General features: G+C 61.6%; 31 protein-coding genes. 14 read left to right on the plus strand and 17 right to left on the minus strand.

Features of this window, described 5'->3' with window-relative positions; all coding sequences use genetic code 11:
* Positions 1-67 precede the first annotated feature (67 nt).
* Positions 68-355, plus strand: a complete 288-nt coding sequence (locus ACKLNA_RS28465; protein ID WP_408987796.1) for a SelT/SelW/SelH family protein — start codon at positions 68-70, stop codon at positions 353-355.
* Here the strand turns inward: ACKLNA_RS28465 and ACKLNA_RS28470 are convergent.
* Positions 349-1,242 carry a DMT family transporter gene (locus tag ACKLNA_RS28470; protein ID WP_408987797.1) on the minus strand — a complete coding sequence of 298 codons (894 nt, stop codon included), beginning with the start codon at positions 1,240-1,242 and terminating at the stop codon, positions 349-351. The genes ACKLNA_RS28465 and ACKLNA_RS28470 overlap by 7 nt on opposite strands.
* Positions 1,243-1,314: 72 nt before the next feature.
* Positions 1,315-2,079 carry an AraC family transcriptional regulator gene (locus ACKLNA_RS28475; protein ID WP_408987798.1) on the minus strand — a complete coding sequence of 255 codons (765 nt, stop codon included), beginning with the start codon at positions 2,077-2,079 and terminating at the stop codon, positions 1,315-1,317.
* Positions 2,080-2,211: 132 nt separating this feature from the next.
* Here ACKLNA_RS28475 and ACKLNA_RS28480 point away from each other — a divergent pair, with 132 nt between their 5' ends.
* Positions 2,212-3,027: a UDP-2,3-diacylglucosamine diphosphatase gene (locus tag ACKLNA_RS28480; protein WP_007958385.1), complete on the plus strand. Its 816-nt coding sequence runs from the start codon at positions 2,212-2,214 to the stop codon at positions 3,025-3,027.
* Positions 3,028-3,042: 15 nt separating this feature from the next.
* On the opposite strand, the gene ACKLNA_RS28485 is transcribed toward ACKLNA_RS28480, so the two are convergent.
* Together ACKLNA_RS28485 and ACKLNA_RS28490 are read right to left on the minus strand one after the other, a co-directional pair.
* On the minus strand, positions 3,043-3,633 hold the full coding sequence (locus tag ACKLNA_RS28485) for an HD domain-containing protein (RefSeq protein ID WP_408987799.1): 591 nt from the start codon (positions 3,631-3,633) through the stop codon (positions 3,043-3,045).
* 24 nt (positions 3,634-3,657) lie between these two features.
* A complete protein-coding gene (locus ACKLNA_RS28490; RefSeq protein ID WP_408987800.1) occupies positions 3,658-3,969 on the minus strand; it encodes an Mpo1-like protein in 312 nt (103 codons plus the stop codon).
* A 168-nt stretch (positions 3,970-4,137) separates the two neighbouring features.
* Between ACKLNA_RS28490 and ACKLNA_RS28495 the strand changes: the two genes are divergently transcribed.
* A complete protein-coding gene (locus ACKLNA_RS28495) occupies positions 4,138-5,199 on the plus strand; it encodes an AraC family transcriptional regulator (RefSeq protein WP_408987801.1) in 1,062 nt (353 codons plus the stop codon).
* Here the strand turns inward: ACKLNA_RS28495 and ACKLNA_RS28500 are convergent.
* Positions 5,156-6,610 (minus strand): TrkH family potassium uptake protein, encoded by a 1,455-nt coding sequence (locus ACKLNA_RS28500; protein WP_265811969.1) that lies wholly within the window; start codon positions 6,608-6,610, stop codon positions 5,156-5,158. The genes ACKLNA_RS28495 and ACKLNA_RS28500 overlap by 44 nt on opposite strands.
* 121 nt (positions 6,611-6,731) lie before the next feature.
* Here ACKLNA_RS28500 and ACKLNA_RS28505 point away from each other — a divergent pair, with 121 nt between their 5' ends.
* Positions 6,732-7,298, plus strand: coding sequence for a nitroreductase family protein (locus ACKLNA_RS28505; protein WP_408987802.1), 567 nt, complete (start codon positions 6,732-6,734; stop codon positions 7,296-7,298).
* Between the two features lie 13 nt (positions 7,299-7,311).
* Here the strand turns inward: ACKLNA_RS28505 and ACKLNA_RS28510 are convergent, their stop codons facing one another.
* From ACKLNA_RS28510 to ACKLNA_RS28535, 6 genes are all read right to left on the minus strand, one after another.
* Positions 7,312-8,652: a sensor histidine kinase gene (locus ACKLNA_RS28510; protein ID WP_408987803.1), complete on the minus strand. Its 1,341-nt coding sequence runs from the start codon at positions 8,650-8,652 to the stop codon at positions 7,312-7,314.
* Between the two features lie 67 nt (positions 8,653-8,719).
* Complete coding sequence (locus tag ACKLNA_RS28515; protein ID WP_085733794.1) at positions 8,720-9,169, minus strand: Spy/CpxP family protein refolding chaperone; 450 nt, start codon at positions 9,167-9,169, stop codon at positions 8,720-8,722.
* Between the two features lie 141 nt (positions 9,170-9,310).
* The gene (locus ACKLNA_RS28520) at positions 9,311-9,988 is read right to left on the minus strand and encodes a response regulator transcription factor (protein WP_085710405.1); all 678 of its coding nucleotides are present in this window, start codon (positions 9,986-9,988) and stop codon (positions 9,311-9,313) included.
* Between the two features lie 7 nt (positions 9,989-9,995).
* The gene (locus ACKLNA_RS28525; protein ID WP_408987804.1) at positions 9,996-10,406 is read right to left on the minus strand and encodes a translation initiation factor 2; all 411 of its coding nucleotides are present in this window, start codon (positions 10,404-10,406) and stop codon (positions 9,996-9,998) included.
* Between the two features lie 109 nt (positions 10,407-10,515).
* On the minus strand, positions 10,516-10,815 hold the full coding sequence (locus ACKLNA_RS28530) for a YciI family protein (protein ID WP_085733792.1): 300 nt from the start codon (positions 10,813-10,815) through the stop codon (positions 10,516-10,518).
* A 1-nt stretch (position 10,816) separates the two neighbouring features.
* Positions 10,817-11,413, minus strand: coding sequence for a septation protein A (locus tag ACKLNA_RS28535; RefSeq protein WP_085710410.1), 597 nt, complete (start codon positions 11,411-11,413; stop codon positions 10,817-10,819).
* A gap of 87 nt (positions 11,414-11,500) precedes the next feature.
* Here ACKLNA_RS28535 and ACKLNA_RS28540 point away from each other — a divergent pair, with 87 nt between their 5' ends.
* The 9 genes from ACKLNA_RS28540 (at position 11,501) to arfB (ending at position 19,909) form a co-directional block, all read left to right on the plus strand.
* Positions 11,501-12,364 carry a PHP domain-containing protein gene (locus tag ACKLNA_RS28540; RefSeq protein WP_408987805.1) on the plus strand — a complete coding sequence of 288 codons (864 nt, stop codon included), beginning with the start codon at positions 11,501-11,503 and terminating at the stop codon, positions 12,362-12,364.
* 13 nt (positions 12,365-12,377) lie between these two features.
* The gene (locus tag ACKLNA_RS28545; protein WP_096822250.1) at positions 12,378-13,007 is read left to right on the plus strand and encodes an L-threonylcarbamoyladenylate synthase; all 630 of its coding nucleotides are present in this window, start codon (positions 12,378-12,380) and stop codon (positions 13,005-13,007) included.
* Between the two features lie 120 nt (positions 13,008-13,127).
* Positions 13,128-13,826 (plus strand): ScpA family protein, encoded by a 699-nt coding sequence (locus tag ACKLNA_RS28550; protein ID WP_170931588.1) that lies wholly within the window; start codon positions 13,128-13,130, stop codon positions 13,824-13,826.
* Positions 13,827-13,837: 11 nt separating this feature from the next.
* Positions 13,838-14,845, plus strand: a complete 1,008-nt coding sequence (gene scpB / locus ACKLNA_RS28555; protein ID WP_408987806.1) for an SMC-Scp complex subunit ScpB — start codon at positions 13,838-13,840, stop codon at positions 14,843-14,845.
* Between the two features lie 2 nt (positions 14,846-14,847).
* Positions 14,848-15,039 (plus strand): DUF1289 domain-containing protein, encoded by a 192-nt coding sequence (locus ACKLNA_RS28560; RefSeq protein WP_408987807.1) that lies wholly within the window; start codon positions 14,848-14,850, stop codon positions 15,037-15,039.
* A 155-nt stretch (positions 15,040-15,194) separates the two neighbouring features.
* On the plus strand, positions 15,195-16,406 hold the full coding sequence (gene rluB, locus ACKLNA_RS28565; RefSeq protein WP_408987808.1) for a 23S rRNA pseudouridine(2605) synthase RluB: 1,212 nt from the start codon (positions 15,195-15,197) through the stop codon (positions 16,404-16,406).
* 848 nt (positions 16,407-17,254) lie between these two features.
* Entirely contained in the window at positions 17,255-18,670 is a 1,416-nt protein-coding gene (locus ACKLNA_RS28570; RefSeq protein ID WP_408987809.1) for an amino acid permease, read from the plus strand.
* A 108-nt stretch (positions 18,671-18,778) separates the two neighbouring features.
* Positions 18,779-19,474 carry a pentapeptide repeat-containing protein gene (locus ACKLNA_RS28575; RefSeq protein ID WP_408987810.1) on the plus strand — a complete coding sequence of 232 codons (696 nt, stop codon included), beginning with the start codon at positions 18,779-18,781 and terminating at the stop codon, positions 19,472-19,474.
* A 21-nt stretch (positions 19,475-19,495) separates the two neighbouring features.
* Positions 19,496-19,909, plus strand: a complete 414-nt coding sequence (gene arfB / locus ACKLNA_RS28580) for an alternative ribosome rescue aminoacyl-tRNA hydrolase ArfB (RefSeq protein ID WP_408987811.1) — start codon at positions 19,496-19,498, stop codon at positions 19,907-19,909.
* Here the strand turns inward: arfB and ACKLNA_RS28585 are convergent.
* The 6 genes from ACKLNA_RS28585 to phhA form a co-directional block, all read right to left on the minus strand.
* Positions 19,906-21,093, minus strand: a complete 1,188-nt coding sequence (locus ACKLNA_RS28585) for an MFS transporter (protein WP_408987818.1) — start codon at positions 21,091-21,093, stop codon at positions 19,906-19,908. The genes arfB and ACKLNA_RS28585 overlap by 4 nt on opposite strands.
* Positions 21,094-21,188: 95 nt before the next feature.
* Positions 21,189-21,371, minus strand: a complete 183-nt coding sequence (locus ACKLNA_RS28590) for a hypothetical protein (protein ID WP_085710421.1) — start codon at positions 21,369-21,371, stop codon at positions 21,189-21,191.
* Positions 21,372-21,444: 73 nt separating this feature from the next.
* On the minus strand, positions 21,445-21,576 hold the full coding sequence (locus ACKLNA_RS28595; RefSeq protein ID WP_263860085.1) for a hypothetical protein: 132 nt from the start codon (positions 21,574-21,576) through the stop codon (positions 21,445-21,447).
* 200 nt (positions 21,577-21,776) lie between these two features.
* Positions 21,777-22,970 (minus strand): amino acid aminotransferase, encoded by a 1,194-nt coding sequence (locus tag ACKLNA_RS28600; protein ID WP_408987812.1) that lies wholly within the window; start codon positions 22,968-22,970, stop codon positions 21,777-21,779.
* The gene (locus tag ACKLNA_RS28605; RefSeq protein ID WP_003222798.1) at positions 22,970-23,326 is read right to left on the minus strand and encodes a 4a-hydroxytetrahydrobiopterin dehydratase; all 357 of its coding nucleotides are present in this window, start codon (positions 23,324-23,326) and stop codon (positions 22,970-22,972) included. The genes ACKLNA_RS28600 and ACKLNA_RS28605 overlap by 1 nt, the downstream gene beginning before the upstream one ends.
* 110 nt (positions 23,327-23,436) lie before the next feature.
* Complete coding sequence (phhA, locus tag ACKLNA_RS28610; RefSeq protein WP_041073052.1) at positions 23,437-24,228, minus strand: phenylalanine 4-monooxygenase; 792 nt, start codon at positions 24,226-24,228, stop codon at positions 23,437-23,439.
* Positions 24,229-24,495: 267 nt separating this feature from the next.
* Between phhA and ACKLNA_RS28615 the strand changes: the two genes are divergently transcribed.
* On the plus strand, positions 24,496-26,058 hold the full coding sequence (locus ACKLNA_RS28615; protein WP_085710425.1) for a sigma-54-dependent transcriptional regulator: 1,563 nt from the start codon (positions 24,496-24,498) through the stop codon (positions 26,056-26,058).
* The last annotated feature ends 101 nt before the right edge of the window (positions 26,059-26,159 follow it).

Consider the following 26,159-nt stretch of genomic DNA (forward strand, 5'->3'; position numbering starts at 1 on the left):
AGTCTCGGGGCGAGCGTTAAAGCCGGCTATTATAGCGGCGCCCTCTGGCTCAGGAGTTTCAGCGATCATGACCGCGACAAAACCGGAAATCGTCATCACCTATTGCACGCAATGCCAGTGGCTGTTGCGCGCCGCATGGCTGGCGCAGGAGCTGCTCAGCACCTTTGGCGATGACCTTGGCAAGGTGTCACTGGTGCCGGGCACCGGCGGGATCTTTCACATCAGTTGCGACGGCGTGCAGATCTGGGAGCGCAAGGCCGACGGTGGCTTCCCCGAAGCCAAGGTGCTCAAGCAGCGGGTACGCGACCGGATCGACCCTGACCGCGACCTCGGTCACAACGACCGCACTCAGTGAGACGCGGCCTCGGCCTCCACCGTTTTTTTGCTGGTGCTGCCTGACATTTGGCTCGACACCACGATGGCGACGATGATCAGCGCGCCACCGAGCAGCATGCGCAGGGTCGGGTTTTCATCGAACAGCAGCCACGCGACGGTAATGCCGTACACCGGCTCCATGGCGAACACCACTGCCGCGGTGCGCGCCTTGATCACTGCAAGGCTGGCGACGAACAAGCTGTGGGCGACACCGGTACAGAACACACCGAGCAGGGCGATCCACAACCAGTCGATGGCGCGCACCTCACTCAGTTGCGGCGCGGCCACCGGCAGCAGACACAACGCCACCACCACGTTCTGACACAACGCCGCCTGCACCGCCGGAATGCGCCCGGAACTGGCGCGGTTGGTCAGCGACAGCAGGGAAAACAGCAGGCCGGAAAGGATCGCCCAGAGCAACCCGGTGGTCGCACCGCTGGCCAGGTCGAACGCCGGAGTCACCAGCACCAGTCCGACGCTGACCAGCGCCACCAGAATGATTTCGTTGGCACGGATGCGTTCGCGGAAGATCAACCCTTCAAGAATCACCGTGAACGCCGGGAAACTGGCGAAACCCAAGGTGGCCACCGCGACGCCGGCCACTTTCACCGCAATGAAGAAACTCACCCAGTGGCCGGCTAGCAAAACACCGCTCAGGGCCAGGCGTCGCCAGTCCACGGCTTGCAGCTTTTGCCAGCCGTGCTGGCTGGCAAAGCGGGCGAAGAACGCCAGCGCGAGAACGGCAAACGCGGCCCGTCCAAAGACGATGACCGCCGGGGTTGCGGCGGCGAGTTTGCCGAAGACGCCGGTCAGTCCGAACATCAGTGCGCCGATATGCAGGGCGCCGAGGGCGGTACGGGGAGTCATTGCGGTCCTTTTTCCAAACACCATTTCAGGCACACATTGAAGCCTGTACCCGTCGAAAAGTCTGTCGGCAGACTATCGACTTTTGTCGTCAGCCTTGCGTCGCAATTGTGTAGGAGAGGTGCCGAATTCACGCAATACAGCAGCCGAAAACGCACTTTGCGATCCATAACCGACGCGGCTGGCCACTTCACCGATGGGCAGCGTGGTTTCCCGCAACAGCGTGACGGCCTTGTGCAGCCGTCGACTGCGGATGTAGTCCATGGGCGTTTGCCCGCATTCGGCGACGAATCGCGCATGCAGCCGGGCGCTGGACAATCCGGCGACGCGCGCCAGGTCCGCCACTTGCAGCGGGTAGGCCGCGTACTGCTCGATATGCGCATCGAGTGCCGCGTAGGGCAGGCGACGGGCGCAGACTTCGGCAGGCCGGGCGTGGTTCAGACTCGCCAGCAACAGAACCGCACCTTGCTGCGCAATCAACGGATCGTCCACCGGGCTGTTCGCCAGCCAATTGACCAGTTGGCCCTGGCCGGCATCCAGCGACAGACGCGCGGCGTTGTCCAGCAGACGGCGGCTGGCCTCGGCGTGATCACCCAGCGAACGGGTCAGCCATTGCTCGTCCGGCACGTCCAGCACCAGACAACGGCTGCCCTTGGGGCTGCCGCAGGCGTGATGCGCACCGGAAGGAATTACCACGAAACTCTGCTGCAAGACCTGACTGCCTTGCCCTTCGACCTCGAAATCCAGCGCACCCGACAGGCCGAACACCAGTTGGGCGTGGTCGTGACTGTGGACGATCAGGTCGTGGGTGTAATGGCGCAGGGTCAGGATCGGTTGCATGGCGGTCTCCGGGCGAGCCGCCAGTCTACACCGGCGCAGGGGCGGCGCGTTTGTCACAAGACTGACGCACACCTGTCATGGTCGATTAACCGGGCTCGCGCACAGTGGCGAAAACATCGCAGAGGGTTGCCCATGACCAGCGCCGAGCTCGCCAGACCCAGCCGTAAACAAAGGGTTCGCACCTTGTGGATCTCCGACGTGCACCTGGGCACGCGGGATTGCCAGGCCGAGCATCTGTCGCAATTTCTCAAGGGCTATCACGCCGACAAGATCTACCTGGTCGGCGACATCATCGACGGCTGGAAACTGCGCGGCGGCATGTACTGGCCCCAGGCGCATACCAACGTCATTCGCCGACTGCTGACCATGAGCAAGCGCGGCACCGAGGTGATTTACGTCACCGGCAACCATGACGAATTCCTGCGGCGTTATTCGAAGCTGATCCTGGGCAACATCCAGCTGGTCGACGAAGCGGTGCACGTCACTGCTGATGGCCGGCATCTGCTGGTGATCCACGGTGACCAGTTCGACGTGATCACCCGCTATCACCGCTGGCTGGCTTTTCTCGGCGACTCGGCCTACGAATTCACCCTGACCCTCAACCGTTGGCTCAATCACTGGCGGGCGAAATACGGTTACGGCTACTGGTCGCTGTCGGCCTATCTCAAGCACAAGGTGAAAACTGCGGTCAGCTTCATCAGCGACTTCGAAGAAGCCATCGCCCACGAGTGCGTGAAGCGCGAGTTGCACGGTGTGGTCTGCGGGCACATTCACCATGCCGAGATCCGCAAGGTCGGCGAGGTGGATTACCTCAACTGTGGTGATTGGGTTGAGTCGTGCACGGCGCTGATTGAACACTGGGACGGCACGATCGAGCTGTATCGCCTGGCGGATGCGCAGGCGCGGGAGGCAGAGCTGAAAGCGGCCAAGGTGGCCGAGCTGGCCTGAGTTTTTCAAATCAACTCAAGCCGGGGAGTGTTCCTCCATCGCGGCTTTGTAGATGGAGTTCCTGGGCCGGGCGAACAGCCGCTCCATCATCGGTTCGAAGAAGCTCAGCGGCAGGGTGTCGTAGTCCGGGTCGAATGCCGCTGCGTCATATTTCGCGCAGAACTCTGCGGTCGCCTGATACTGCGGATGACCGCTGAACTGCTCGCGCAGGTGCCGATCCATGCCCAGGTGATGGAAGAAATAATAGCCCTGGAAGATCCCGTGTTTTTCCACCATCCACAGGTTCTCGGCGCTGACAAACGGCTTGAGAATCGCGGCGGCGATGTCCGGGTGATTGTAGGAGCCGAGGGTGTCGCCAATGTCGTGGAGCAGGGCGCAGACCACATATTCCTCGTCGCGCCCGTCGCGATGGGCGCGGGTCGCGGTTTGCAGCGAGTGGGTCAGGCGATCCACCGGGAACCCGCCGAAATCACCTTCGAGCAGTTTCAGGTGCGCCATGATCCGGCCCGGCAATTGACGGGCGTAGGCGCTGAAATCCGCCGCAATGATCGCCCAGTCTTCCTGCGTGCCGTCCTTCATGTGGGTGAAACGGGCAGTGACATTCATCGGCAATTCTCTTGGTCAGGGTTTCTAGAACGCCACGCGGCCCAGGATCATGTCGCGGTACATGACGAAGTCGCCCAGCAGGCTGTAGAGCGGATGCTGGAAAGTCGCCGGCCGGTTCTTCTCGAAAAAGAAATGGCCGAGCCAGGCGAAGCTGTAACCGGCCAGCGGCAGGGCCAGCAACAGCAGCCACGCGCCCTTGGCGATGGTCATGGCAAGAATGAAGATCACCAGTGTCGTGCCGATGAAATGCAGGCGACGGCAAGTGCTGTTGCTGTGTTCGCTGAGGTAATACGGATAGAACTCGGCGAAGCTGTTGAATTGCTTGATGGTTTCCACGACTGCGATCTCTGTGGTTATTGTTCTGATGGCAAGTTGTTCGGCGGGTAGCTTATTTGAGTCTAGAGTGAACAGTGGCGTCGGCCAGTGACAATCGGCGCCACTTTACTATCCTTGGGAAATCGGCCGTAGTATGCGGCTCATCATGTCATCCAAGAAAAAAACGCCATGAGCGAACGAACGACATCTGCAAGCTGGGCGATGGGGATTGTCAAGGCACTGGAAATGGACGGCCTGGATTGTCGGGTTCTGTTCAGGCAGTTGGGGCTTGATTACGCGGCGCTGGAAGATCCGGACGCACGCTTCCCGCAGGACTCCATGACCCGACTCTGGCAACGGGCGGTCGAGTTGTCCGGCAACCCGGCGATCGGCCTGAACATGGGCAAGGTGGTGCGACCGGCCTCGTTCCATGTCGCGGGCTACGCGCTGATGTCCAGCAACACCCTGGCCGAAGGCTTTCAGCGACTGGTGCGTTATCAACGGATCATTGCCGAAAGTGCCGACTTGAGTTTTCGCCTGCTCGACGAAGGTTATGCGCTGATCCTGACGGTGCACGGCGATCATCTGCCGCCGACCCGGCAAAGTGCCGAAGCTTCGCTGGCCTGCGCGCTGGCGCTGTGCGGCTGGCTGACCGGGCGCACGCTTCACCCGCGCAAAGTGCTGGTGCAGGGCGACGAGCCCGATGATCTTGAACCCTACAAACAAGCCTTTCATGCACCGCTGGTGTTCAACGCGGCGTATGACGCGCTGATCTTCGAACGCGCCGACATGGAAGCGCCGCTGCCCACCGCCAACGAGGCGATGGCGCTGCTGCATGACCGGTTTGCCGGGGAATATCTGGCGCGGTTTTCCGAAAGCCGCGTGACCCACAAGGCGCGCCAGGTGTTGTGTCGTCTGTTGCCCCAGGGCGAGCCCAAGCGCGATACGGTGGCGCAGACCCTGCACCTGTCCCAGCGCACCCTGCAACGGCGTCTGCAGGAGGAGGGCACCAGTTTTCAGCAATTGCTGGATGACACCCGCCGCGAACTCGCCGAGCAATATCTGGCGCAGCCGAGCATGACCCTGCTGGAAATCGCCTATCTGCTGGGGTTTGCCGACCCGAGCAACTTCTTCCGTGCCTTCCGCCGCTGGTTCGACACCACGCCCGGCGATTACCGGGCGCGATTGCTGGAGGCGCCGAACGCGATCAGTGACGCCAGAACGCCGGAATACACAGCACAAACACCGTAATGATCTCCAGTCGGCCGAGCAGCATGCCGAACGACAGGATCCACTTGGCCGCATCCGGCAGGCTGGCGAAGTTGCCGGCCGGGCCGATGGTCTCGCCCAGGCCCGGGCCGACGCCGGACACGGTGCTGGCGGCGCCGGTCAATGCCGTCATCCAGTCCACGCCGAGCAGCGACAGCAGCAGGGCGATCACGCAGATGGTGATGGCGAAGAAGAACGAGAACGTCAGGATCGAACGGACGATTTCTTCGTCGAGGCGGTGACCGTTGTACTTCTGCTTGATCACCGCACGCGGGTGGATCAACTGGTTAAGGTTGGCCTTGAGCAGGATGTAGGCGACCTGGAAACGGAAGATCTTGATCCCGCCCGCCGTCGACCCGGAACAGCCACCGACGAAGCCCAGATAGAAGAACAGCATCAGCGAGAAATTGCCCCACAGGCTGTAGTCCCCCAACGCAAACCCCGTGGTGGTGACCACCGACGTCACGTTCAGCGCCACATGCCGCAGCGCGTCCAGCCAATGCAGGTTGGTGGTCCACCAGTACCAGGTGCCGAGCACCAGCCAGGTCACAAGCAACATGCCGAGCAAACCCTGCACCTGTTGATCCTTGATCAGCGCCCGACGGTTGCCGCGCAGCGTCGCCACGTACAGGGTGAACGGCAGGCTGCCGAGAATCATCACCACCACTGCCACCCAGTGCACCGCCGGTTGCGTCCACTTGGCCAGGGACTGGTCGGAGGTCGAGAACCCGCCGGTGGAAATCGCCGACATCGCATGGTTGATCGCATCGAACGGGCTCATCCCGGCCCACCAGAACGCCAGGCTGCCGAGAATGGTGATACCCACATAGGCCGCCACGATCAGTCGCGCCACCATGTGCGAGCGGGGCATGACCTTTTCCGAGCGGTCCGAGGATTCGGTCTGGAACAGACGCATGCCGCCGATGCGCAGCAGCGGCAGAATCGCCACCGCCATACCGATGAAGCCGATGCCGCCGAGCCAGTGCAGCAGCGAGCGCCACATCAGGATGCCGGGAGACATGGTGTCCAGCCCGCTGAGAACGGTCGAACCGGTAGCGGTGATGCCGGACATGCTTTCGAAGAATGAGTCGGTGTAGCTGATGTGCTGGGTCAGCAGAAACGGCAGCGCGGCGAAAATGCACACCACCAGCCAGCTGGTGACGGTCAGCAGGTACATGTCGCGGGGGCGCAGGTGAATGTGTTCCGGGCGCCCCGGAATCACCAGCGCCAGGCCGGCGACGAAGGTGATCATGCTCGCCCAGAGGAACGACGGCAGGTCGCCGGTGCGGTCGAAAATCACCAGGGTGGCCATGGGCACGACCATGGCGATGGCCAGGGTGATCAGGAAGATGCCGATGATGAAACCAATGATCCGTAAGGTCGGCAACGCCATGAAGTCCGCTCGGGCTGATGTGGGAAAGGCGCCATTCTACCTGCGGGGCAAGGCATGTAAACCGACGCGGCCGGATCACTTGCAGCTAGAATAGCCGGACATTTTTTTCAGGAGGTGGCCGATGCAGGCTCTCGACGCTTTGCTCAACCGTGTTTCCGTTCCACGACTGATCGACCCGGCCCCCACCGCCGAACAGCGCGAAGTGCTGTTTGCCGCCGCGACCCGTGCACCGGATCACGGCCATTTGCAGCCGTATCGTTTCCTGACCGTCGAAGGCGCGGCGCGTGAGCAGATGGGCGAGTTGCTGGCCGAAGCGGCGCAGATGCAGGAAGGCGAAGTCACCGAAGCGATGATCGACAAGGCGCGCAACGGCCCGCTGCGGGCGCCGCTGGTGGTCGTGGTCATCGCCACATTGCAGGATCACGTCAAATACCCGAAGGCCGAGCAGTTGCTGGCCGCAGGCTGTGCCGCCCACGGGATTCTGCTGGCGGCTTACGCGCAGGGCATTGGCGCGGTGTGGCGCACCGGTGATCTGGCTTATTCGAAACATGTCGCCAAGGGTCTGGGCCTGACGGACGACGAAGAGGTGATTGCGTTCCTTTACCTTGGCACGCCGCAGAAAGAACCGCGCGTGGCGGAGAAGGTTGATCTGGCCGAGTTTGTCAGTGCCTGGCCGGGTAAAGCCTGACACTGAAACTCCATCAGGGCTGGACAATCGCCCCCGGCTCCAACGGCAACTCAAGACTGGCCACAAACCCGCCCTGCGGGTGATTGGCCAGCACCAGCGTCCCGCCATGGCGCTCCGCCGCCCGCCGGGCAATCGCCAGGCCCAGGCCGTGCCCGGCAGCGGTCTGCCCCGGTGCCCGATAGAACGGTTCGCCCAACTGGCTCAAGTGCTCGGCCTGCACCCCCGGGCCGTGATCGCGCACGCTGACCACGATCCGCTCGCCCTGGCGTGAAGCCTGCATTTCGATCGACTGCCCCGCCGGATTGAAGCGCTGGGCGTTGCGCAGCAGGTTGTCCACGGCGCGTTCGATCATGGTCGGCCAGCCTGTCAGATTCAGCTGCGGTTCGGCTTCCAGGCGCACGGTCTGCTCCGGCGAGCCGAGTTGCGCGTCCTTTTGCAGGGTGCCCAGCAGCGCATTCAGATCCACGGCTTCGGCACTGGCGTTGTCGGCATCGACTCGCGCCAGCACCAGGATTTCACTGATCAATGCTTCCAGCCGATCGCACTCGCGGGTCAGGCGAGGCCAGAGTTTTTCACGTTCTTCCGGGCTCGCCCGTTCGGCCAATGCCAGCGCGATGCGCAGCCGTGCCAGCGGGGAGCGCAATTCGTGGGATACGTCGCGCAGCAACTGGCGCTGGCTGCCGATCAGACTCTGCAAGCGTGCGCCCATGCGGTTGAAATCGTTGGCCAGCACACCGAACTCATCCCGGCGGTTGGCCAGTTTCGCCAGACTGTTCTGCTGATAGGTGGTCTGCCCCAGATCGTGCACCGCGCCGCGCAAGCGGTTGAGCGGGCGGGTGATCGAGAGTGTCACCAATAGACTGAACAGGGTCAGCACCACCAGCGCGATCCCCAGCGCACTCAATGGCCAGAGCAGACTTTCGCGATGCCAGGCGTCGAGTTCCGGGTGCGGGATGCGATAGATGAACAGGTAGGTGTCACCGGTCTTTTCGCTGGTGAACTCATCGGTCAGGCGCCGCCACGGCAGGCGTCGGTCGTCGTTGTTCTGCCGTGCCTCGAAGGCGGCCGCGCGACGGGGGAAGGTGCCGCGCACTACCGGGTCGCCGCTTTCGTTCAGCACCTGGACGTCAATGTGATACTGGCGTTTGCGCTGCTGGAGGATGTCCTGAGCGGCGTCCTCGCCCTGGGATTCGTAGGTCTGCGTCCAGTCGGCGGCCAGCGTGTTCAGGCCCGGATGGCGGCTGAGGATCCATGCGTCCTGATTGAGCATGTGCCCCAACAGGATGGAAAGCCCCGCAACCAGAGCGATGGCCAGCCAGAAGCTCGCGAGAATACGCCAGAACAATGAACGCACAGAAAATCCTCAAACAAAGAAAACCCAACGGCAGTTAGCCGTTGGGTCGGGGCGGGACGCTAGAACATTATTGCGCCTTTTGCGGCTGTTGCGCTTTCCAGGCCTTGAACTCGGCCCATTCAGCACGACGCTCGGCCTGTTTCTTCTGGATCTCGTCGAATTTCTTCTGTTGATCCGGTTTCAGCACGGCGCGGACATCGGATTCGGCTTTCTTGTGGTTGGCCGCCATCTCGTCCTTCATGGCTTTCTGGTCGGCTGGCGAGAGTTTCTCCAGGTATTTTTCGACCGTCTGCTTACGTTCGTGCATCTGCTCGCCCATGATCTTGCGGATCTGCTCGCGCTGTTCACGGGAGAGGTCCAGCTGGCTGTACGGGCCTTTGCCGTGCATGCCGTGCATCTGACCGCCGTGGCGCCAGCCACCGTCCGGCCCACCCATCGGGCCACCATCCTGCGGCACGGCCATGGCGACGGTTGGCAGAGCGGCAGCAAACATCAGAGCGATAAGAGTCTTGCGCATGGTGTATCTCCTTGTCTCGTTCCCGGTACGTTCCGGATGAGTTCAGATTACGGAGATCAAGGTCAGCGGCGGTCAGCGCTGGGTAAAGCTTGGGTAAAGACGCTTTGTCATCGAACTGACAAAGCGTCCGCGTGCGGGGCTTCAGAGGCTGTAATAGTAGCCACGGCTGCGCAGGGCCACGATGCGCGGGCGGCCGTCGGCGTGGGGGCCGATCTTCTTGCGCAGGTTGCTGACGTGCATGTCCAGGCTGCGGTCGTACAGGGTCAGCTTGCGGCCGAGGGCGATCTGCGCCAGTTCCTGTTTGTCCAGCGGCTCGCCCGGCTGCTTGAGCAGCGCTTCGAGCAGGCGGCTCTCGGAAACGGTCAGGGTGAATTCCTTTTCGTCGATGCTGACCACACCACGTACCGGGCTGAAGCTCAGATCGCCCAGTTCGAGCTGGGTCGACACGGCGGCCGGGTGGCTGCGACGCAGCACGGCGCGCAGGCGGGCGGTGAGCTCTCGCGGGTCGCAGGGTTTGGCCAGGTAATCGTCGGCACCCAGTTCCAGACCGAGGATGCGGTCCAGCGGTTCGCCACGGGCCGAAAGCATCACCACCGGCAGGTCGGCGTGTTCACTGCGCAATTGCTTGAGCAGTTCCAGACCGCTGCCATCGGGCAACATCACGTCCAGCACCACCGCGGCGGGGGCGGATTCGGCCAAAGCCTTGCGGGCGCTCTGGCCGTCGTGGCAGGCACGGACCTGAAAGCCTTCCTGGCTCAGCCAACTGCTCAGAAGCTCACACAGCTCCTGGTCATCATCAATCAGTAACAGCTCGCTCATGACTCACTCAATTTAGCCATTGTCGACGTTTTCGACTTGCACCACTGGCAAAGATACCGCAGAGCAGGGCCAATAGCGCTACCCCGGCGCCGGTGACGAACCATTGCTGCTGTTCGGTCAGCAGACGCGGCAGCGGGCTGGCCTGGGCTTCCTTGAGTTGCAGCTTCAAGCGCTGGTTCTCCTGGCGCAACCGGGCAAGCTGGGCGCTTTCGCGAGTGTTATCGGCATTCTGCAGTTGTTTGCTCAGTTCTTCCCGCTGCTGCTCGCTGGCCTTCAGGCGCTGCTGCAACTCGGTGATCTGGCTGCCGGCGCTCAACGACAGCGGCGTGGAATTGCCGCTTTCGGTGCTTTCGTCACCATGGGCGGGCGCCACGATCGACAACGTGACCAGCATCAGACACAACGGACCCTTGCGCATCGCGACTCCTGTTACCAAATGGATATTGGGCAGGTTGTCGGCCGGCAAACGAGAATAATGAGCGATTGAGAACGCGATGAACCGACAAGGTTCATCGCGTGGGGAAGGATTACGGCAGGACTTGCTTGAACGGCTTCACGACAACGTTGGCGTAGACGCCAGCGGCGATGTACGGATCGGCGTCGGCCCAGGCCTGTGCCGCGCTCAGGGATTCGAATTCGGCAACGATCAGGCTGCCGGTGAAACCCGCTGCGCCCGGATCATTGCTGTCGACCGCCGGGTGCGGGCCGGCCAGGACGATACGGCCCTCGCCCTTGAGCACTTGCAGGCGCTCAAGGTGGGCCGGGCGGGCGGCGAGGCGCGCGTCCAGGGAGTTGGCGACGTCGGTGGCAATGATTGCGTAGAGCATGTCAGTCCTCGGTTTTTGGTGTTGTGGTATCGGCGTCGTGCAGGTGACGGGACAGGTAGATGCCCTGGGCGACCAGGAACAGCACGGTCAGGCCCAGGCTGCCGAACACCTTGAAGTCCACCCAGTAGTCCTGGAAGGTGAACGCGACGAACAGGTTGGCGGCGCCGCAGAACAGGAAGAAGCCGATCCAGGCGATGTTCAAACGCGTCCAGACCGCATCCGGCAGGGTCAGTGCGTGGCCCATGATGCGCTTGATCAGCAGGCGGTCACCGATGAAGTGGCTGCCGATGAAGGCCAGGGCGAACAGCCAGTTGACCACCGGGGCTTTCCACTTCAGGAAGGTTTCGCTGTGGAAGGCCAGGGTCAGGCTGCCGAACACGAGGCAGGCGATCAGGGTCAGCCACTGGCTCTTTTCCAGCTTGCGCTGCTTGATGAAGAGCGCGCCGTAGACCACCAGGGAGCTGATGATCAGCACGGCGGTGGCGCTGTAGATGCCGCCTACGGTCAACTCATGGCCGGCAACGTCGACGGTGCGGGGATCGAGTTTGTAGACGATGAAAAACAGCAGAAGCGGGATGAAATCGATGAATTGTTTCACAGTGAGAGCCAGAAGCTGGATGTGGCGGCATAATAACAAACATATGGGCGCGCGATAGCGCCAGCTGATTTGAGGTTACACATCCCCGTGAATGTTGATTTGCACTGCCACAGCACGGCCTCCGATGGCGCCCTGGCGCCTGCGGCACTGGTTGCGCGTGCGTTCGAAAACGGCGTGCGAGTCCTGGCCCTGACCGACCATGACACCCTCGAAGGCCTCGCCGAAGCGCGCACAGCCGCCGAAGCGCTGGGCATGCAGATGGTCAACGGCGTCGAACTGTCCTGCACCTGGGGCGGCGCGACCATTCATGTGCTGGGTTACGGTTTCGATGTCAACGCCGCGCCGTTGGTCGAGGCGATTGCCAGTCTGCACGATGGCCGCTGGCTGCGGTCTGAAGAAATAAGCCGCAAGCTCGCCCTCAAGGGCATGCCCGGCGCCCTCGACGGCGCGCGGCAGATCCAGCAGGAACTGGGCGACAGCGGCAACGCACCGGCCCGTCCGCATTTCGCCGACTGGATGGTGCGTGAAGGGTTCGTCAAGGATCGCGCCGAAGCATTCCGCAAATGGCTCGGCGCCGGCAAGCTGGGGGACGTCAAGCAACACTGGCCGACCCTCGAAGACACCGTCGGCACGCTGCGCGCCGCCGGAGCCTGGGTCAGCCTGGCGCACCCATGGCACTACGATTTCACCCGCAGCAAGCGCCGAAAGCTGATTGCCGACTATATTCAAGCGGGCGGACAGGCGCTCGAGGTGGTCAACGGCCATCAGCCTGCGGAACAGGTGGGCAGCCTGGCGATCCTTGCCCGTGAGTTCGGTCTGCTGGTCAGCGCCGGCAGTGATTTTCATGGCCCTGGAGGCTGGTCGGAGATCGGCCAGTACCGGCCGCTCCCTGAGGACCTTCCACCCCTGTGGTGTCGGTTCAAACATGACACAGTTATTGCCGCCGTCTGAACAGGTAGAGAATGTGAGTCAATTTTTCCAGATTCATCCGGAAAACCCGCAAGCGCGTCTGATCAAACAGGCCGTCGAGATCATCCGCAAAGGCGGAGTGGTGGTCTATCCAACGGACTCTTCCTACGCAATCGGCTGCCAGATTGGCGACAAGAACGGCATCGAGCGCGTTCGACGCCTGCGTCAGCTCGACGAAAAGCACAACTTCGCGCTGATTTGCAGCGATCTGTCGCAACTGGGCAATTACGCCAAGATCGACACCGGTACCTTCCGGATTCTGAAAGCCCACCTGCCGGGGCCTTACACCTTCATTCTCAACGCCACCCGCGAAGTGCCCCGGCTGTTGCTGCATCCGAAGAAACGCACCATCGGTCTGCGCGTGCCGAGTCACCCGATCGCCCTGGCGCTGCTGGCCGAACTGGGCGAACCGCTGATGAGCGTGACCCTGATCATGCCCGGCGATGAAGACCCGCTGAGCGATCCGTACGAAATGCGTCAGTTGCTGGAGCATCAGGTGGACCTGATCATCGACGGCGGTTTCGGCGGTATCAAAGCGTCGACCGTGATCGACCTGACCGGCGACGATCCGGAAGTGGTCCGCGTCGGTTGCGGCGATCCTGCGCCGTTCATGGTCGAGGCCTGAATGTCCGCAGTAGAAACCGTTGATCCCCAGGCCGGTGCCCAGCAGGAACTGCCGTTTGCCATGGTCTATGGCCAGGCCGTCACGGAAATGCCGCTGGACCTGTACATCCCGCCGGACGCCCTGGAAGTCTTCCTCGAAGCCTTCGAAGGCCCGCTCGACCTGCTGCTGTACCTGATCCGCAAACAGAACATCAACATCCTCGACATCCCGGTGGCGGAAATCACCCGCCAATACATGGGCTATGTCGAGCTGATGCAGTCGGTGCGTCTGGAGCTGGCCGCCGAATACCTGGTAATGGCCGCGATGCTGGCCGAGATCAAGTCGCGGATGCTGTTGCCCCGGGCCGAAACCGTCGAAGAGGAAGAGGAAGACCCGCGGGCCGAACTGATCCGGCGCCTGCAGGAATACGAACGCTTCAAGGCCGCCGCCGAGGGCATCGATGGCTTGAGCCGGGTCGGTCGCGACGTGATCGTGCCCAAGCTCGACGCCCCGCAGGTCACGGTGCGCAAGTTGCTGCCGGACGTGGCGCTGGAAGAAATCCTGATGTCCATGGCCGAAGTGCTGCGCCGTGGCGACATGTTCGAAAGCCATCAGGTCAGCCGCGAGGCACTGTCCACCCGCGAACGCATGAGCGATGTGCTGGAGCGGCTCAAGGGTGGCGGCTTTGTGCCGTTCGTCGAGCTGTTCACCGCCGAGGAAGGCCGGCTCGGTGTGGTGGTGACCTTCATGGCGATCCTTGAACTGGTCAAGGAATCGCTGGTCGAGCTGGTGCAGAATGAGCCGTTCGCCGCGATCCACGTGCGAGCCCGAGTCGAATAACGAGTCCGAACATGAACCTGAGTGAACCCCGCGAGCTAGCGCCCCTGCTTGAAGCCTTTCTGTTGGCCTCGGGAAAGCCGCAAACCCTTGAACGCCTGTACGAGTTGTTCGAGGAAGGCGAACGGCCGGAGCCGCCGGTCTTCAAGAAAGCCCTGACCCTGCTCGGCAAGTCCTGCGAGGGGCGGGCGTTCGAGCTCGTGGAGGTTGCCTCCGGCTATCGCCTGCAGATCCGCGAGAAGTTCGCACCGTGGGTCGGCCGCCTGTGGGAGGAGCGTCCACAACGTTATTCCCGGGCCTTGCTGGAAACCATGGCGCTGATCGCCTATCGCCAGCCGATTACCCGGGGCGAGATCGAAGACGTGCGGGGCGTGGCGGTCAACACCAACATCGTCAAGACGCTGATGGAGCGCGAGTGGATCCGCGTCGTCGGCTACCGCGACGTGCCGGGCAAACCGGCGATGTTCGCCACTACCAAGCTGTTTCTCGATCATTTCAACCTCAAGAGCCTCGACGAATTGCCGCCGCTGGCGGAGTTGCGCGAGATCGAGCCGGACCCGGTACTCGACTTCGACGACGCCCCCGTGCCTGCGGGCTTGCAAGAGCTGGCCGATGCCAGCGCCGAGCCGGAAGAGCCGAAGGAGGAAACCAGTTTCCACTCGCTGCTGCTGGAGCTGGACAGCATGGAGGAGGGGATCAAGACCGACTTCGACGACTTGCTGCGTGATGTCGCGGATGGCGAGCCGATGCCGTCGGGCTTTGAGTCCGATCCGGTCGAGTCGCCAGCCGATGTTGAGTTCGAAGCAGAGCCGGAGGTCGATTTTGAGCCTGAGTCGGAATTTGAGCCTGAGCAGGAAGACGATGTCCTCGGCGTGGCCGAAGCCCGGGAAAAGCTGCTGGCCGCCGTTGCTCGCCTCGAACAACCCGCACCAGAACCTGAGGAAGAACTGAGCGAAGAAGAAGCCGAAGCCCGCGCCCTGGCCGAAGCCATCGAAGCCGAACGTCGCGAGTTTGAAGATTGAGCATGAGCTCGACCAAGGATCCGTGCATCAGCCTCTGCAAGTTCAGCGATGACATCTGCCTCGGCTGCGGGCGCAGCAAACGCGAGATCCGGGCCTGGAAGAAGCTCGACAAGGACGACAGGCGCTCGGTGCTGGCCGAAGCCGCGTTGCGCCTGATCAAGCTCGGCGCCACCGGTCGGCGGAAAAAGAAATAACCTTGTCTTGATCGACTAGTCTCTGATGCGCGAACGAACACATCCGCGTATGATTCGCGACCCTTCGGCGATCCCTTCGCCCGAAAACCCAGATTCCAATGCTTCGGCAGGCCCGGTCCAGAGCCGCCGAACAGATCACACCGGGAGGTGCACAGATGAGTGACAACCAGAAAGACGACCAGGAAATCGGCCCAGCAGGCGAAAAACTGCAGAAAGTCCTCGCCCGTATCGGCGTCGGCTCGCGCCGTGACGTGGAAGCGTGGATCAGCCAGGGCCGGATCAAGGTCAACGGCGCAGAGGCGACCCTCGGTCTGCGTGTCGATATGCACGATGCAATCACCATCGATGGCAAGGTCATCAAGCGCGAAGAGGCCGCCGAGTCGGTCCGCCGCGTGATCATGTACAACAAGCCCGATGGCGAGATCTGCACCCGTGACGACCCGGAAGGCCGTCCGACCGTGTTCGACAAGCTGCCGCGTCCTAAAGAAGGTCGCTGGATCAATATCGGTCGTCTCGACATCAACACCACCGGTCTGCTGATGTTCACCACCGACGGTGAGCTGGCCAACCGCCTGATGCACCCGTCCTACGAGATGGACCGTGAGTACGCGGTACGTGTTCGCGGCGAAGTCGATGACGAGATGATCGAGCGCCTGAAGGCCGGCGTTGTGCTGGAAGACGGCCCGGCGCGTTTCACCGACATTCAACAGGCACCGGGCGGCGAAGGCTTCAACCACTGGTATCACTGCGTGGTGATGGAAGGTCGCAACCGTGAAGTGCGTCGTCTGTGGGAGTCTCAGGGGCTGGTGGTCAGCCGTCTGAAGCGTGTGCGTTTCGGTCCGGTGTTCCTCAACTCTGACCTGCCGATGGGCCGCTGGCGCGAAATGAGCCAGTACGAAGTCGACGTGCTGAGCGCCGAAGTCGGCCTGACCCCGGTGGCCATGCCGCAACTGAACGCCAAGAGCAAAGACAAGCTCGACCGCATGCAGCGTAAATCGTCGCGCCCGATGCCTCGCACCGAGCGCGTGCGTACCTTGCGTCCGGCCAACGGCGCACCGGCGGCTGCCGGCCCGCGTCCTGTGCGTGAGCCGCAGATCGAAGGCGAGCGTCCGGGTCGCAAGCCGGCAGCGCGTCCGGATGGCGAGCGCGCTCCGCGCGGCCGTACCGAGCGTGGTGAAGGTCGTGCACCGGCCGGTCGCGGTACGCCGGTGGCGGATCGTCCAGCCGAGACCAAGCGTCCGGCCAAACCGGCACCGAAGCGTCCAGGCATCAAACTGGCTGACGATGACAAGCCGTCGGGCAAGCGTCGTGGCGCACCGGCCGGTTCCGGTCAGCGTCCGGGCTTCGGTCGCAAGAAGCCGGAATAAGGCAGTTGTAAGCGTGGAGCGGCAAGCTTCAAGCTGAAAACAGAAACGCCAACCTCAGGGTTGGCGTTTTTTTTTGGTTTTTTATTTCTTTTTTTTGGGGTGTTTTTTTCTTGTTTTAAAACAAAAAAATTGACGTCTTTCAGATAGTTAGCCAGCTAACGTCAAACATCGGTCCCGGCTCCGATGGGTCTGGAGTGGAAACTTTACGTTACGCGATGTCAGCAAATATTTACGGAAAACCCTGCGAAGTCCCGTGAATCCTGTGCCTCTGCCAGGCTGTAAGGAAAATCTGCCGAAGCCCCGTCAGCCGGGCCTGGCGCAGGGCTCTGGCGTGCTTGTTTCAGACTCGTTTGAGAGGTGAGATGCGCCCTATGCCTGTCGTGCAGGTGCATAACAAGAAGGAGGCGCAATGAACGCCGATATCCATTTTCACTTCTCCACGTGGGGCGGATTTTCCATCGTCCACGCCGATGGCCTGCAAAGGCCTGACTCAATTTTTGCAGCCGCCCGAGCCTCTCGGGGCGGACACACGCAATCCCGGCAACCGACACGCTGATCCAGCGGGGTCTGGCAGCAGGGGGTTAGCGGTGTACAATGCGCCGCGTTTTAACTGTGACCCTCTGCGTAATCGCGCAAACCTCAAGGATTATCCGCCTTGTTCACTCCGCCGCGTCACAAGCGTGTCGGGTTCGATTTCGTCACAGATAAAAACAAACAGGTGACGCATGACCGTTGTAAGAAAGCTGAATTCCTGGTGCCTGCGCTGGGGTTTGATCAAGGTTGGTTGAAATCGCAACCTTGCAGCAACGTCTACTGAACATCATCAAACCTTGCGTGAGACCTTTTTCATGAGTGGACAAAACTCGCAATCAGGCGAGCTGAAACGCGGCCTGAAAAATCGCCATATTCAACTGATCGCCCTCGGTGGCGCGATCGGTACCGGATTGTTCCTCGGCTCGGCCGGGGTGCTGAAATCCGCCGGCCCGTCGATGATCCTCGGCTATGCCATCTGCGGCTTCATCGCTTTCATGATCATGCGCCAGCTCGGCGAGATGATCGTCGAGGAGCCGGTGGCCGGTTCCTTCAGCCACTTTGCGCACAAATACTGGGGCGGTTTCGCCGGTTTCCTGTCGGGCTGGAACTGCTGGATCCTGTACATCCTGGTGGGCATGTCGGAGCTGACCGCGGTCGGCAAGTACATTCACTACTGGGCCCCGGACATTCCGAGCTGGGTCACTGCGGCGGCGTTCTTCCTGCTGATCAACGCGATCAACCTGGCCAACGTCAAAGTCTTCGGTGAGGCCGAATTCTGGTTCGCGATCATCAAGGTCGTCGCGATCGTCGGCATGATTGCCCTGGGCAGCTACCTGCTGGTCAGCGGTCACGGCGGCCCGCAGGCGTCGGTGAGCAACCTGTGGTCTCACGGCGGCTTCTTCCCGAACGGCGTCAGCGGTCTGGTGATGGCCATGGCGATCATCATGTTCTCCTTCGGCGGTCTGGAAATGCTCGGTTTCACCGCAGCCGAAGCCGACAAGCCGAAAACCGTGATCCCGAAAGCGATCAACCAGGTGATCTACCGGATCCTGATTTTCTACATCGGCGCACTGGTCATCCTGCTGTCGCTGACCCCGTGGGACAGCCTGCTGGAAACCCTCAACGCGTCAGGCGATTCCTACAGCGGCAGCCCGTTCGTCCAGGTGTTCTCGATGCTCGGCAGCAACACCGCCGCGCACATCCTCAACTTCGTGGTCCTGACGGCGGCATTGTCGGTGTACAACAGCGGCACTTACTGCAACAGCCGCATGTTGCTGGGCATGGCCGAGCAGGGCGATGCACCGAAAGGCCTGGCGAAGATCGACAAGCGTGGCGTACCGGTGCGTTCGATCCTGGCTTCGGCAGCGGTAACGCTGGTGGCTGTGCTGCTCAACTACCTGATGCCGCAGCACGCGCTGGAATTGCTGATGTCGCTGGTGGTTGCAACGCTGGTGATCAACTGGGCGATGATCAGTTTCTCGCACTTCAAGTTCCGTCAGCACATGAACAAGACCAGCCAGAAGCCGCTGTTCAAGGCGCTGTGGTACCCGTACGGCAACTACATCTGCCTGGCGTTCGTGGCGTTCATCCTCGGCGTGATGCTGCTGATCCCGGGCATCCAGATCTCGGTGTACGCGATTCCGGTGTGGGTCGTGTTCATGTGGGTCTGCTACGTGATCAAGAACAAGCGCGGCGAACAGCGTGCGTTGGTCGGTTCTGCGATCAAGTAAGTAACGGATGACAACAAAATAGCCGGCGTCTGCCGGCTTTTTTGTGCCCGGTCCTACGCGAAGTGACGATAGACTGCCGGCGCCAATTGAATCGCGAAGGAGTCGGGCATGGAACAGCTGCAAACGCACTACGAGGTCGAGGCAGACGCGCTGACGCGTGATGATGTGCTGGCGTTGATCGAGTCCCAGCGCTTGCCACTGCGGTTTATCGGGGTGGATTTCACCGATGCGGATCTGTCGCGCCTGACACTGGATCGCGCCGAGTTCCAGCGCTGTACATTGCTGCGTACGCAATTTTTGGGTGCTCGCCTGGAGGCGACTCAATGGAAGGGCTGCCGGGGTGCCCATGCGGTGTTCGAAGCGGCCCAGTTGCTGGAGGCCTCGTTCAGCAGTTGTGATTTGAACAACACACGCTGGCAACGGGCGAAACTGGCGCAGGTCGCTTTTACGGGATGCAAGTTGACCGGTGCCAACTTCAGCCACACATCCAGTCTGGGTCTGTCATTCACTGAGACCCGGCTCAACAGCGCGTTTCTGTCTGGCATGTCGTTCGCTCGTACGACATTGAGCGGGTTGGACTTCTCAGACGCGGACCTGAGCGACGCGGATTTTCGTAAAGCCGAATTTATAGAATGCAGCCTGTCTCACGCACGCATCAATGGCGCAAGATTTACCGATGCCGACCTGCGCGGCGCCGATCTGAGCGGTTTTCGGCTCAATGATGCCAAACTGTTCAAAGGGGCGGTGATTTCCCGGGCGCAGGCGTCGATGTTGTTGTCCGAACTGGGCTTGTCTGTCGCTTAGCGACTTGAAGGTAGTGTTTCCATGCTGGTGATTTCCAACAACGTGCATCTGCCGGATGCCGAGATCGAACTGACGTACATCCGCGCCCAGGGCGCCGGCGGGCAGAACGTCAACAAGGTCTCCAGTGCCGTGCACCTGCGCTTCGACATTCCGGCCTCGTCCTTGCCTGAGTTTTACAAGGAGCGGCTGCTGGCGCTGCGCGACAGTCGCATCACCGGCGACGGCGTACTGATTATCAAGGCCCAGCAATACCGCACGCAGGAACAGAATCGCGCCGATGCGCTGGAGCGTCTGACCGAGCTGATCCTCAGCGCCACCAGGGTCGAAAAGAAGCGCCGACCAACCAAGCCGACGCTGGGTTCGAAGAAGCGTCGGCTGGAGTCGAAGACCAAGCGCGGCAGCATCAAGGCCGGGCGCGGCAAGGTGGATTTCTAGTCTTCGCGGTACTTCGATGTGTGGCGGTACAGATAGACGCTCAACGCCAGGCCGCTCAACGCAGCGATCGCGGCGAACAGGAAGATCGACGCAAAACCGAAGCCCGCAGCAATGGCTCCGGCCAGTGGCCCGGTAATCCCCAGCGACAGATCGATGAACAGCGAGTAGGCACCAACCGCCGCGCCACGGCTGGAAGCCGGCACCAGGTTCACCGCTTCCACGCCCAGCGCCGGGAACACCAGCGAGAAGCCGAAACCGCTCAATGCCGCGCCAGCCAGCGCCCAGTGTGCATCCGGTGCGATCCATAGCAGCAACAGGCCCAGGGTTTCCACCGACAGGCAGGCAATCGCCACGCGAAAGCCGCCGAGGCGATTGATCAGGTTGCCGAACAGCAGGCGCGCACCGATGAAGCTGGCGCCGAACAGGCTCAGGCACAGCACGGCGTTATCCCAGTGTTGCGTGGCGTAATACAGGGTGATGAAGGTGGCGATGGTGCCGAAACCGATCGAGCCCAGCGCCAGGCCGCAGCCGTGCGGGAAAACGCGGCCCAGCACGTGCATGAACGGCAAGCGCTCGCCGGCAACGATCGGTGCGGCGGTTTTCGGCCAGGCCAACAGCAGGCCCAGCGATGCGAGCAACAGAATGCTCACGCCCATGCTCCACAGACCGAAATGGCTGACCAGCCACACCCCCAACGGCGCCCCGATGGCCAGCGCGCCATAACTGGCGATGCCGTTCCACGAGATGACTTTGGCCGTGTTGGCCGCGCCGACGCGGCCGATGCCCCAGCCGATCGATCCGGAACCGACAAGGCTTTCCGCACTGCCCAGCACCAGGCGGCCGATGAACAGACTGATCAGGCTGAGCATCGGCAGGTTGGGTGTCCACGCTGAAATCAGCATGAACACGCCGCTCAAACCGCACCCGGCCAGACCAATCATCACCGCACGTTTGCTGCCCTGGTTGTCGATGATCTTGCCGGCATATGGACGGCTGAGCAGGGTGGCGAGGTATTGCACGCTGATCACCAGGCCGGCGATGACCGCGCCGAAGCCCAGGTCGCTATGCACATAACCCGGCAGCACGGCCAGCGGAATGCCGATATTCAGGTAGCCGATGAAGGTGAACAGGACGATGGAAACGACTTGCAGCGTGACCGCCAGGGGGCGCTGGGGTTCTGGCATAGAGGGCGACATGGGTAACGATCCACGGGGAGAGCAGAATAGATAGGTTGCTCATGATACCGGCGTGGACGATGCTGCGGCGGGGAAAAGTAAAACTATTTGGCCGGGGCGACCAGTTGCGTGGTGACCAGCGCCGCGAGGGCGTTTTCTTCGCTGCCGAAACGGGCGAGCAGGGCGGCCTGTTTCTCGGGCGAGAGGCGGCTCCAGATCTCGATCATCTTCTCGGTGGCGCCGATGAGGATTTCAGCCTGGTGTTCGTTGAAGGATTCGTCGGTCATGGCGGGCTCGGTTTCAGGCAGTGTGGAAAGCGCATGTTAGCGCTTTCCACACGGTCTGTACGGCGGGTGTTACTTACTCTTCGCTGTCGGCCTGGCGGCTCTCGGCGGCTTCTTTCGGCTCGGGCTGTTGGGCGCCGGCTTGTTGCGTGGTCGTCTGCTCAGGTACGTGCAGGCTTGGGAAGGGGAGATTGGGAATCTCGTGCATGGTTGCGCTCCTCGCTAAGTCTGTTGATAGATCTGGTAGATCCGCGCTTTCAGAAAGCCTGCGAAGGATACAGCAGGAAAAGTGACAATCAGATTTTTAAATCCATTTGTTTCGACGGGCGGGATTGTCTAGACAAGTGCGACAGGGTGACGCAGGGCAAATGCGGGAGCGGCGGTGTGCCCGCCGCCCCTGACATTCGTTTACTTGCAGACGCTAGCGATCGCTTCGGCCAGCAGGTCGAGGCGCGTCGCATCGATCCCGGCGACGTTGGCCCGGCCCGAGCTGACCATGTACACGCTGTGATGCTCGCGCAGGTTTTTCACCTGTTCCGGCGACAGGCCGGTGTAGGAGAACATCCCGCGTTGCACGCCAATGTGAGCAAAACGCTCGCGCAAGCCGTGGGGCTCCAGCGCTTCCACCAGACCACCGCGCAGTTGGGCGATGCGCAGGCGCATGGCTTCCACTTCATCGGCCCAGCGGCGTTTCAGCTCCGGGTCGGCGAGGATCGTGGCGACGACAGCCGCGCCGTGATCCGGTGGCGTCGACCACAGGTTGCGGGCGATATGCGCCAGTTGGCTGCGGATGTCGATGAGCTTGTCGGCGTTTTTCGCGCAGACGATCAGCGCACCGGTACGGTCGCGGTACAGGCCGAAGTTCTTCGAGCAGGAGCTGGTGATCAGCAGCTCGGGCAGCTCGGCGGCGAACAGCCGGGTTGACCATGCGTCCTGCTCCAGGCCGTCGCCAAAGCCCTGGTAGGCAAAGTCGATCAGCGGCAGCAGGTTGCGGCTGCGCACCACGTCCAGCACCCGGTGCCAGTCGTCGTGACTCAGGTCGAAACCGGTCGGGTTGTGGCAGCACGCGTGCAGCAGCACCACATCGCCTTTCGGCACTTCATTGAGCACGGCGAGCATTGCATCGACGTCGAGTCGGTTGTCGCTGCCGACGTACGGGTAATGGCTGATCTTGACCCCGGCGGCCGCGAAAATCGTTTCGTGGATCGGCCAGGTCGGGTTGCTCAGCCATACGCCTTTGCCCGGCAGGCACTGCGCGATGAAGTCCGCCGCCAGACGCAGGGCGCCCGTGCCGCCCGGGGTCTGGGTGGCGCCGGCGCGCTGCTGGGCGATCAGTGCCGAATCGGCACCGAGCACCAGCTCATTGATGACCTTGCCGAACAGCGGATTGCCATGGCCACCGATGTAGGTCTTGGTGTCCTGGCTCTCGACCAGACGCGCCTCGGCGATTTTCACCGCCTCGGGAATCGGCGTCAGGCCCTGGGCATCCTTGTAGACGCCCACGCCGAGGTCGAACTTGCGCGGGTTGGAATCCTGCGCGTAGGCCTCCATCAGGCCGAGGATCGGGTCGCCGGGCACCCGGCCGATGGCGTCAAAGTGCATTACTTGCGTCCCTCTGCAGTCTTGGCCACTTCGTCGGTGCGCGCGGCCATTATGAAGTCGTTGCGGTGCAGACCCTTGATCGAGTGGCTCCACCAGGTCACGGTGACTTTGCCCCACTCGGTCAGCAGGCCCGGGTGGTGACCTTCGGCCTCGGAGATCTCGCCGACGGCGTTGGTGAACGCCAGGGCGTGCTTGAAGTTCTTGAACAGGAAGACTTTTTCCAGCTGCATGATGCTGTCGCGTACTTCGATGTTCCAGTCAGGGATCTGCTTGATCAGGATCGGCAGTTCTTCATCGCTGACCTGTGGGGCATCGGCACGGCACGCTTCGCAATGGGCTTGGTTCAAGGTGGACATGGTGTACTTCCTGAAATCTAGAGGTGTTTTTTTATATTGGCTGGCAATGCCGTCACGCTAAACCAAAGCCGCGACGACTGACAGACTCACTTGTAAGTAAAAGCCACGGTTCACGCAGCTTTTGGTTTCGGCGGAAATTTCGGTGCGTGCAGACCCAGCTGCATGCCTTGCTTGACCATGCCCATGATGTCTTCGTGGGCGAGATCGAACAGGCGCTTGAGGTTCGGCAGGACAAAGTACAGCGGTTGCAGGATGTCGATGCGATACGGCGTGCGCATGGCTTCCAGCGGATCGAAGGCCTGGTGTTCAGGTTCGTCCGACAGCGAGTAAACGGTTTCTTTTGGCGAAGACAGGATGCCGCCACCGTAGATGCGTTTGCCTTGCGGGGTGTCGACCAGGCCGAACTCAATGGTCATCCAGTACAGGCGCGCCAGATAAACGCGTTCTTCCTTGGTCGCTTGCAGACCGAGCTTGCCGTAGGTGTGGGTGAATTCGGCGAACCACGGGTTGGTCAGCAGCGGGCAGTGGCCAAAGATCTCGTGGAAAATGTCCGGCTCTTGCAGGTAGTCCAGTTCTTCACGGGTACGAATGAAGGTGGCCACCGGGAACTGCTTGCTGGCGAGCAATTCGAAAAAGGTCTGGAAGGGAATCAGCGCCGGGACGCGGGCGACCTGCCAACCGGTGGTCTCGCCGAGCACCTTGTTGATCTCGCCCAGTTGCGGGATGCGGTCGTGGGGCAGGCCGAGTTTTTCGATACCGTCCAGGTATTCCTGGCACGCACGACCCTCGATCACTTTCAACTGGCGGGTGATCAGCGTGTTCCACACCGCGTGTTCTTCGGCGGGGTAGTCGATAAAACCTTGCGCATCGGGCTCGCGGGCCACGTATTGCGTCTGCTTCATACTGCTCTCCTGCGAGGGAATTCGTTCTTGTTATGTCCTGCTATGGACTGAGAAATACCCCAGAGCGTGCCGTGTTGCAGCAGGTTGAAGACCGCTCGAGCAGGAAAAGTCTCTTTAAATCGTAAAATTATCGTTACGCTTTGTGCGATAAGTCGTGATTGCGGTGATTCGCGGGTTTGAAACGACCTGTGTCTGTAACATAATCTTGACGACTATCTTGCGGGCGGCAGAGAAAAATCCGCCCCTTTAACTGTTTCGGGCCTTTATATGCGTATCAAAGTCCATTGCCAGAACCGCATCGGCATCCTGCGCGACATTCTCAATCTGCTGGTGGAGTACGGGATCAACGTCGCCCGGGGCGAGGTCGGCGGTGAGCACGGCAACGCGATCTATCTGCATTGCCCGAACCTGATCAACCTGCAGTTCCAGGCGTTGCGGCCCAAATTCGAAGCCATCGCCGGGGTGTTCGGCGTCAAGCGGGTAGGGCTGATGCCCAGCGAGCGCCGGCACATGGAGCTGAATGCGCTTCTCGGTGCGCTGGAGTTTCCGGTGCTGTCGATCGACATGGGCGGCTCGATCGTTGCCGCCAACCGGGCGGCGGCGCAGTTGCTCGGCGTGCGGGTGGATGAGGTGCCGGGGATTCCGCTGTCGCGTTACGCCGAAGACTTCGACCTGCCGGAACTGGTGCGCGCCAACAAGTCGCGAATCAACGGCATGCGGGTCAAGGTCAAGGGCGACATCTTTCTGGCCGACATCGCTCCCCTCCAATCGGAGCACGATGACAGCGAGGCCATGGCCGGTGCAGTGCTGACACTGCACCGGGCGGACCGGGTCGGCGAGCGCATCTATAACGTGCGCAAGCAGGAGTTGCGAGGATTCGACAGTATCTTCCAGAGCTCGAAAGTGATGGCGGCGGTGGTGCGCGAAGCCCGGCGTATGGCGCCACTCGATGCGCCTCTTCTTATTGAGGGCGAAACCGGCACCGGCAAGGAGTTGCTGGCGCGGGCCTGTCACCTGGCGAGCCCGCGCGGCCAGTCGCCGTTGATGGCGCTCAACTGTGCGGGGCTGCCGGAATCGATGGCCGAGACCGAACTGTTCGGCTACGGCCCCGGTGCCTTTGAGGGCGCGCGGGCCGAAGGCAAGCTCGGGCTGCTGGAACTGACGGCGGGCGGCACGCTGTTCCTCGATGGTGTCGGCGAAATGAGCCCGCGCTTGCAGGTGAAATTGCTGCGCTTCCTGCAGGACGGTTGCTTCCGGCGTGTAGGCAGCGATGAAGAGGTTTATCTGGATGTGCGGGTGATCTGCGCCACACAGGTGGATCTGTCGGAGCTGTGTGCGAGAGGGGAGTTCCGCCAGGATTTGTATCACCGCCTCAACGTGCTTTCGTTGCACATTCCGCCACTGCGCGAATGCCTCGACGGTTTGACGCCGCTGGTGGAGCACTTCCTCGACCAGGCCAGCCGGCAGATCGGTTGCCCGCTGCCGAAACTGGCACCTGCGGCGATGGACCGGCTCAGTCATTACCACTGGCCGGGCAACGTGCGGCAACTGGAGAATGTGCTGTTCCAGGCGGTTTCGCTGTGCGATGGCGGGACGGTCAAGGCCGAGCATATTCGTCTGCCGGACTATGGCGTGCGTCAGCCGCTTGGCGATTTCTCCCTCGAAGGCGGGCTGGACGAGATTGTCGGGCGCTTCGAGAAAGCGGTGCTGGAGCGTTTGTATTCCGAGCACCCGAGCAGTCGGCAACTGGGCAAGCGGCTTGGGGTTTCCCATACGACCATTGCCAACAAGTTGCGTGAATACGAAGTCGGCAAAGACGCGTCCGAGTGATCCCGACCGGCCTGGTTGATTGCCGCGAAGCGGCATGACACCGCCGGTTTTTCGTCTTCGATACATTTCCTTCTTTCCCACAAAACCCTTCAAGTCCTTTG

It is taken from the genome of Pseudomonas sp. UV AK001 (genome assembly GCF_046097675.1).
Classification (GTDB): domain Bacteria; phylum Pseudomonadota; class Gammaproteobacteria; order Pseudomonadales; family Pseudomonadaceae; genus Aquipseudomonas; species Aquipseudomonas kribbensis.

Coding starts and splice junctions, on each gene's coding strand:
- ACKLNA_RS28465 (WP_408987796.1), top strand. CDS start 68: ATGACCGCGACAAAACCGGAAATCGTCATCACCTATTGCACGCAATGC.
- ACKLNA_RS28470 (WP_408987797.1), bottom strand. CDS start 1,242: ATGACTCCCCGTACCGCCCTCGGCGCCCTGCATATCGGCGCACTGATG.
- ACKLNA_RS28475 (WP_408987798.1), bottom strand. CDS start 2,079: ATGCAACCGATCCTGACCCTGCGCCATTACACCCACGACCTGATCGTC.
- ACKLNA_RS28480 (WP_007958385.1), top strand. CDS start 2,212: ATGACCAGCGCCGAGCTCGCCAGACCCAGCCGTAAACAAAGGGTTCGC.
- ACKLNA_RS28485 (WP_408987799.1), bottom strand. CDS start 3,633: ATGAATGTCACTGCCCGTTTCACCCACATGAAGGACGGCACGCAGGAA.
- ACKLNA_RS28495 (WP_408987801.1), top strand. CDS start 4,138: ATGAGCGAACGAACGACATCTGCAAGCTGGGCGATGGGGATTGTCAAG.
- ACKLNA_RS28500 (WP_265811969.1), bottom strand. CDS start 6,610: ATGGCGTTGCCGACCTTACGGATCATTGGTTTCATCATCGGCATCTTC.
- ACKLNA_RS28505 (WP_408987802.1), top strand. CDS start 6,732: ATGCAGGCTCTCGACGCTTTGCTCAACCGTGTTTCCGTTCCACGACTG.
- ACKLNA_RS28515 (WP_085733794.1), bottom strand. CDS start 9,169: ATGCGCAAGACTCTTATCGCTCTGATGTTTGCTGCCGCTCTGCCAACC.
- ACKLNA_RS28520 (WP_085710405.1), bottom strand. CDS start 9,988: ATGAGCGAGCTGTTACTGATTGATGATGACCAGGAGCTGTGTGAGCTT.
- ACKLNA_RS28525 (WP_408987804.1), bottom strand. CDS start 10,406: ATGCGCAAGGGTCCGTTGTGTCTGATGCTGGTCACGTTGTCGATCGTG.
- ACKLNA_RS28530 (WP_085733792.1), bottom strand. CDS start 10,815: ATGCTCTACGCAATCATTGCCACCGACGTCGCCAACTCCCTGGACGCG.
- scpB (WP_408987806.1), top strand. CDS start 13,838: ATGAACCTGAGTGAACCCCGCGAGCTAGCGCCCCTGCTTGAAGCCTTT.
- ACKLNA_RS28560 (WP_408987807.1), top strand. CDS start 14,848: ATGAGCTCGACCAAGGATCCGTGCATCAGCCTCTGCAAGTTCAGCGAT.
- rluB (WP_408987808.1), top strand. CDS start 15,195: ATGAGTGACAACCAGAAAGACGACCAGGAAATCGGCCCAGCAGGCGAA.
- ACKLNA_RS28570 (WP_408987809.1), top strand. CDS start 17,255: ATGAGTGGACAAAACTCGCAATCAGGCGAGCTGAAACGCGGCCTGAAA.
- ACKLNA_RS28575 (WP_408987810.1), top strand. CDS start 18,779: ATGGAACAGCTGCAAACGCACTACGAGGTCGAGGCAGACGCGCTGACG.
- arfB (WP_408987811.1), top strand. CDS start 19,496: ATGCTGGTGATTTCCAACAACGTGCATCTGCCGGATGCCGAGATCGAA.
- ACKLNA_RS28585 (WP_408987818.1), bottom strand. CDS start 21,093: ATGCCAGAACCCCAGCGCCCCCTGGCGGTCACGCTGCAAGTCGTTTCC.
- ACKLNA_RS28590 (WP_085710421.1), bottom strand. CDS start 21,371: ATGACCGACGAATCCTTCAACGAACACCAGGCTGAAATCCTCATCGGC.
- ACKLNA_RS28595 (WP_263860085.1), bottom strand. CDS start 21,576: ATGCACGAGATTCCCAATCTCCCCTTCCCAAGCCTGCACGTACCTGAG.
- ACKLNA_RS28600 (WP_408987812.1), bottom strand. CDS start 22,970: ATGCACTTTGACGCCATCGGCCGGGTGCCCGGCGACCCGATCCTCGGC.
- ACKLNA_RS28605 (WP_003222798.1), bottom strand. CDS start 23,326: ATGTCCACCTTGAACCAAGCCCATTGCGAAGCGTGCCGTGCCGATGCC.
- phhA (WP_041073052.1), bottom strand. CDS start 24,228: ATGAAGCAGACGCAATACGTGGCCCGCGAGCCCGATGCGCAAGGTTTT.
- ACKLNA_RS28615 (WP_085710425.1), top strand. CDS start 24,496: ATGCGTATCAAAGTCCATTGCCAGAACCGCATCGGCATCCTGCGCGAC.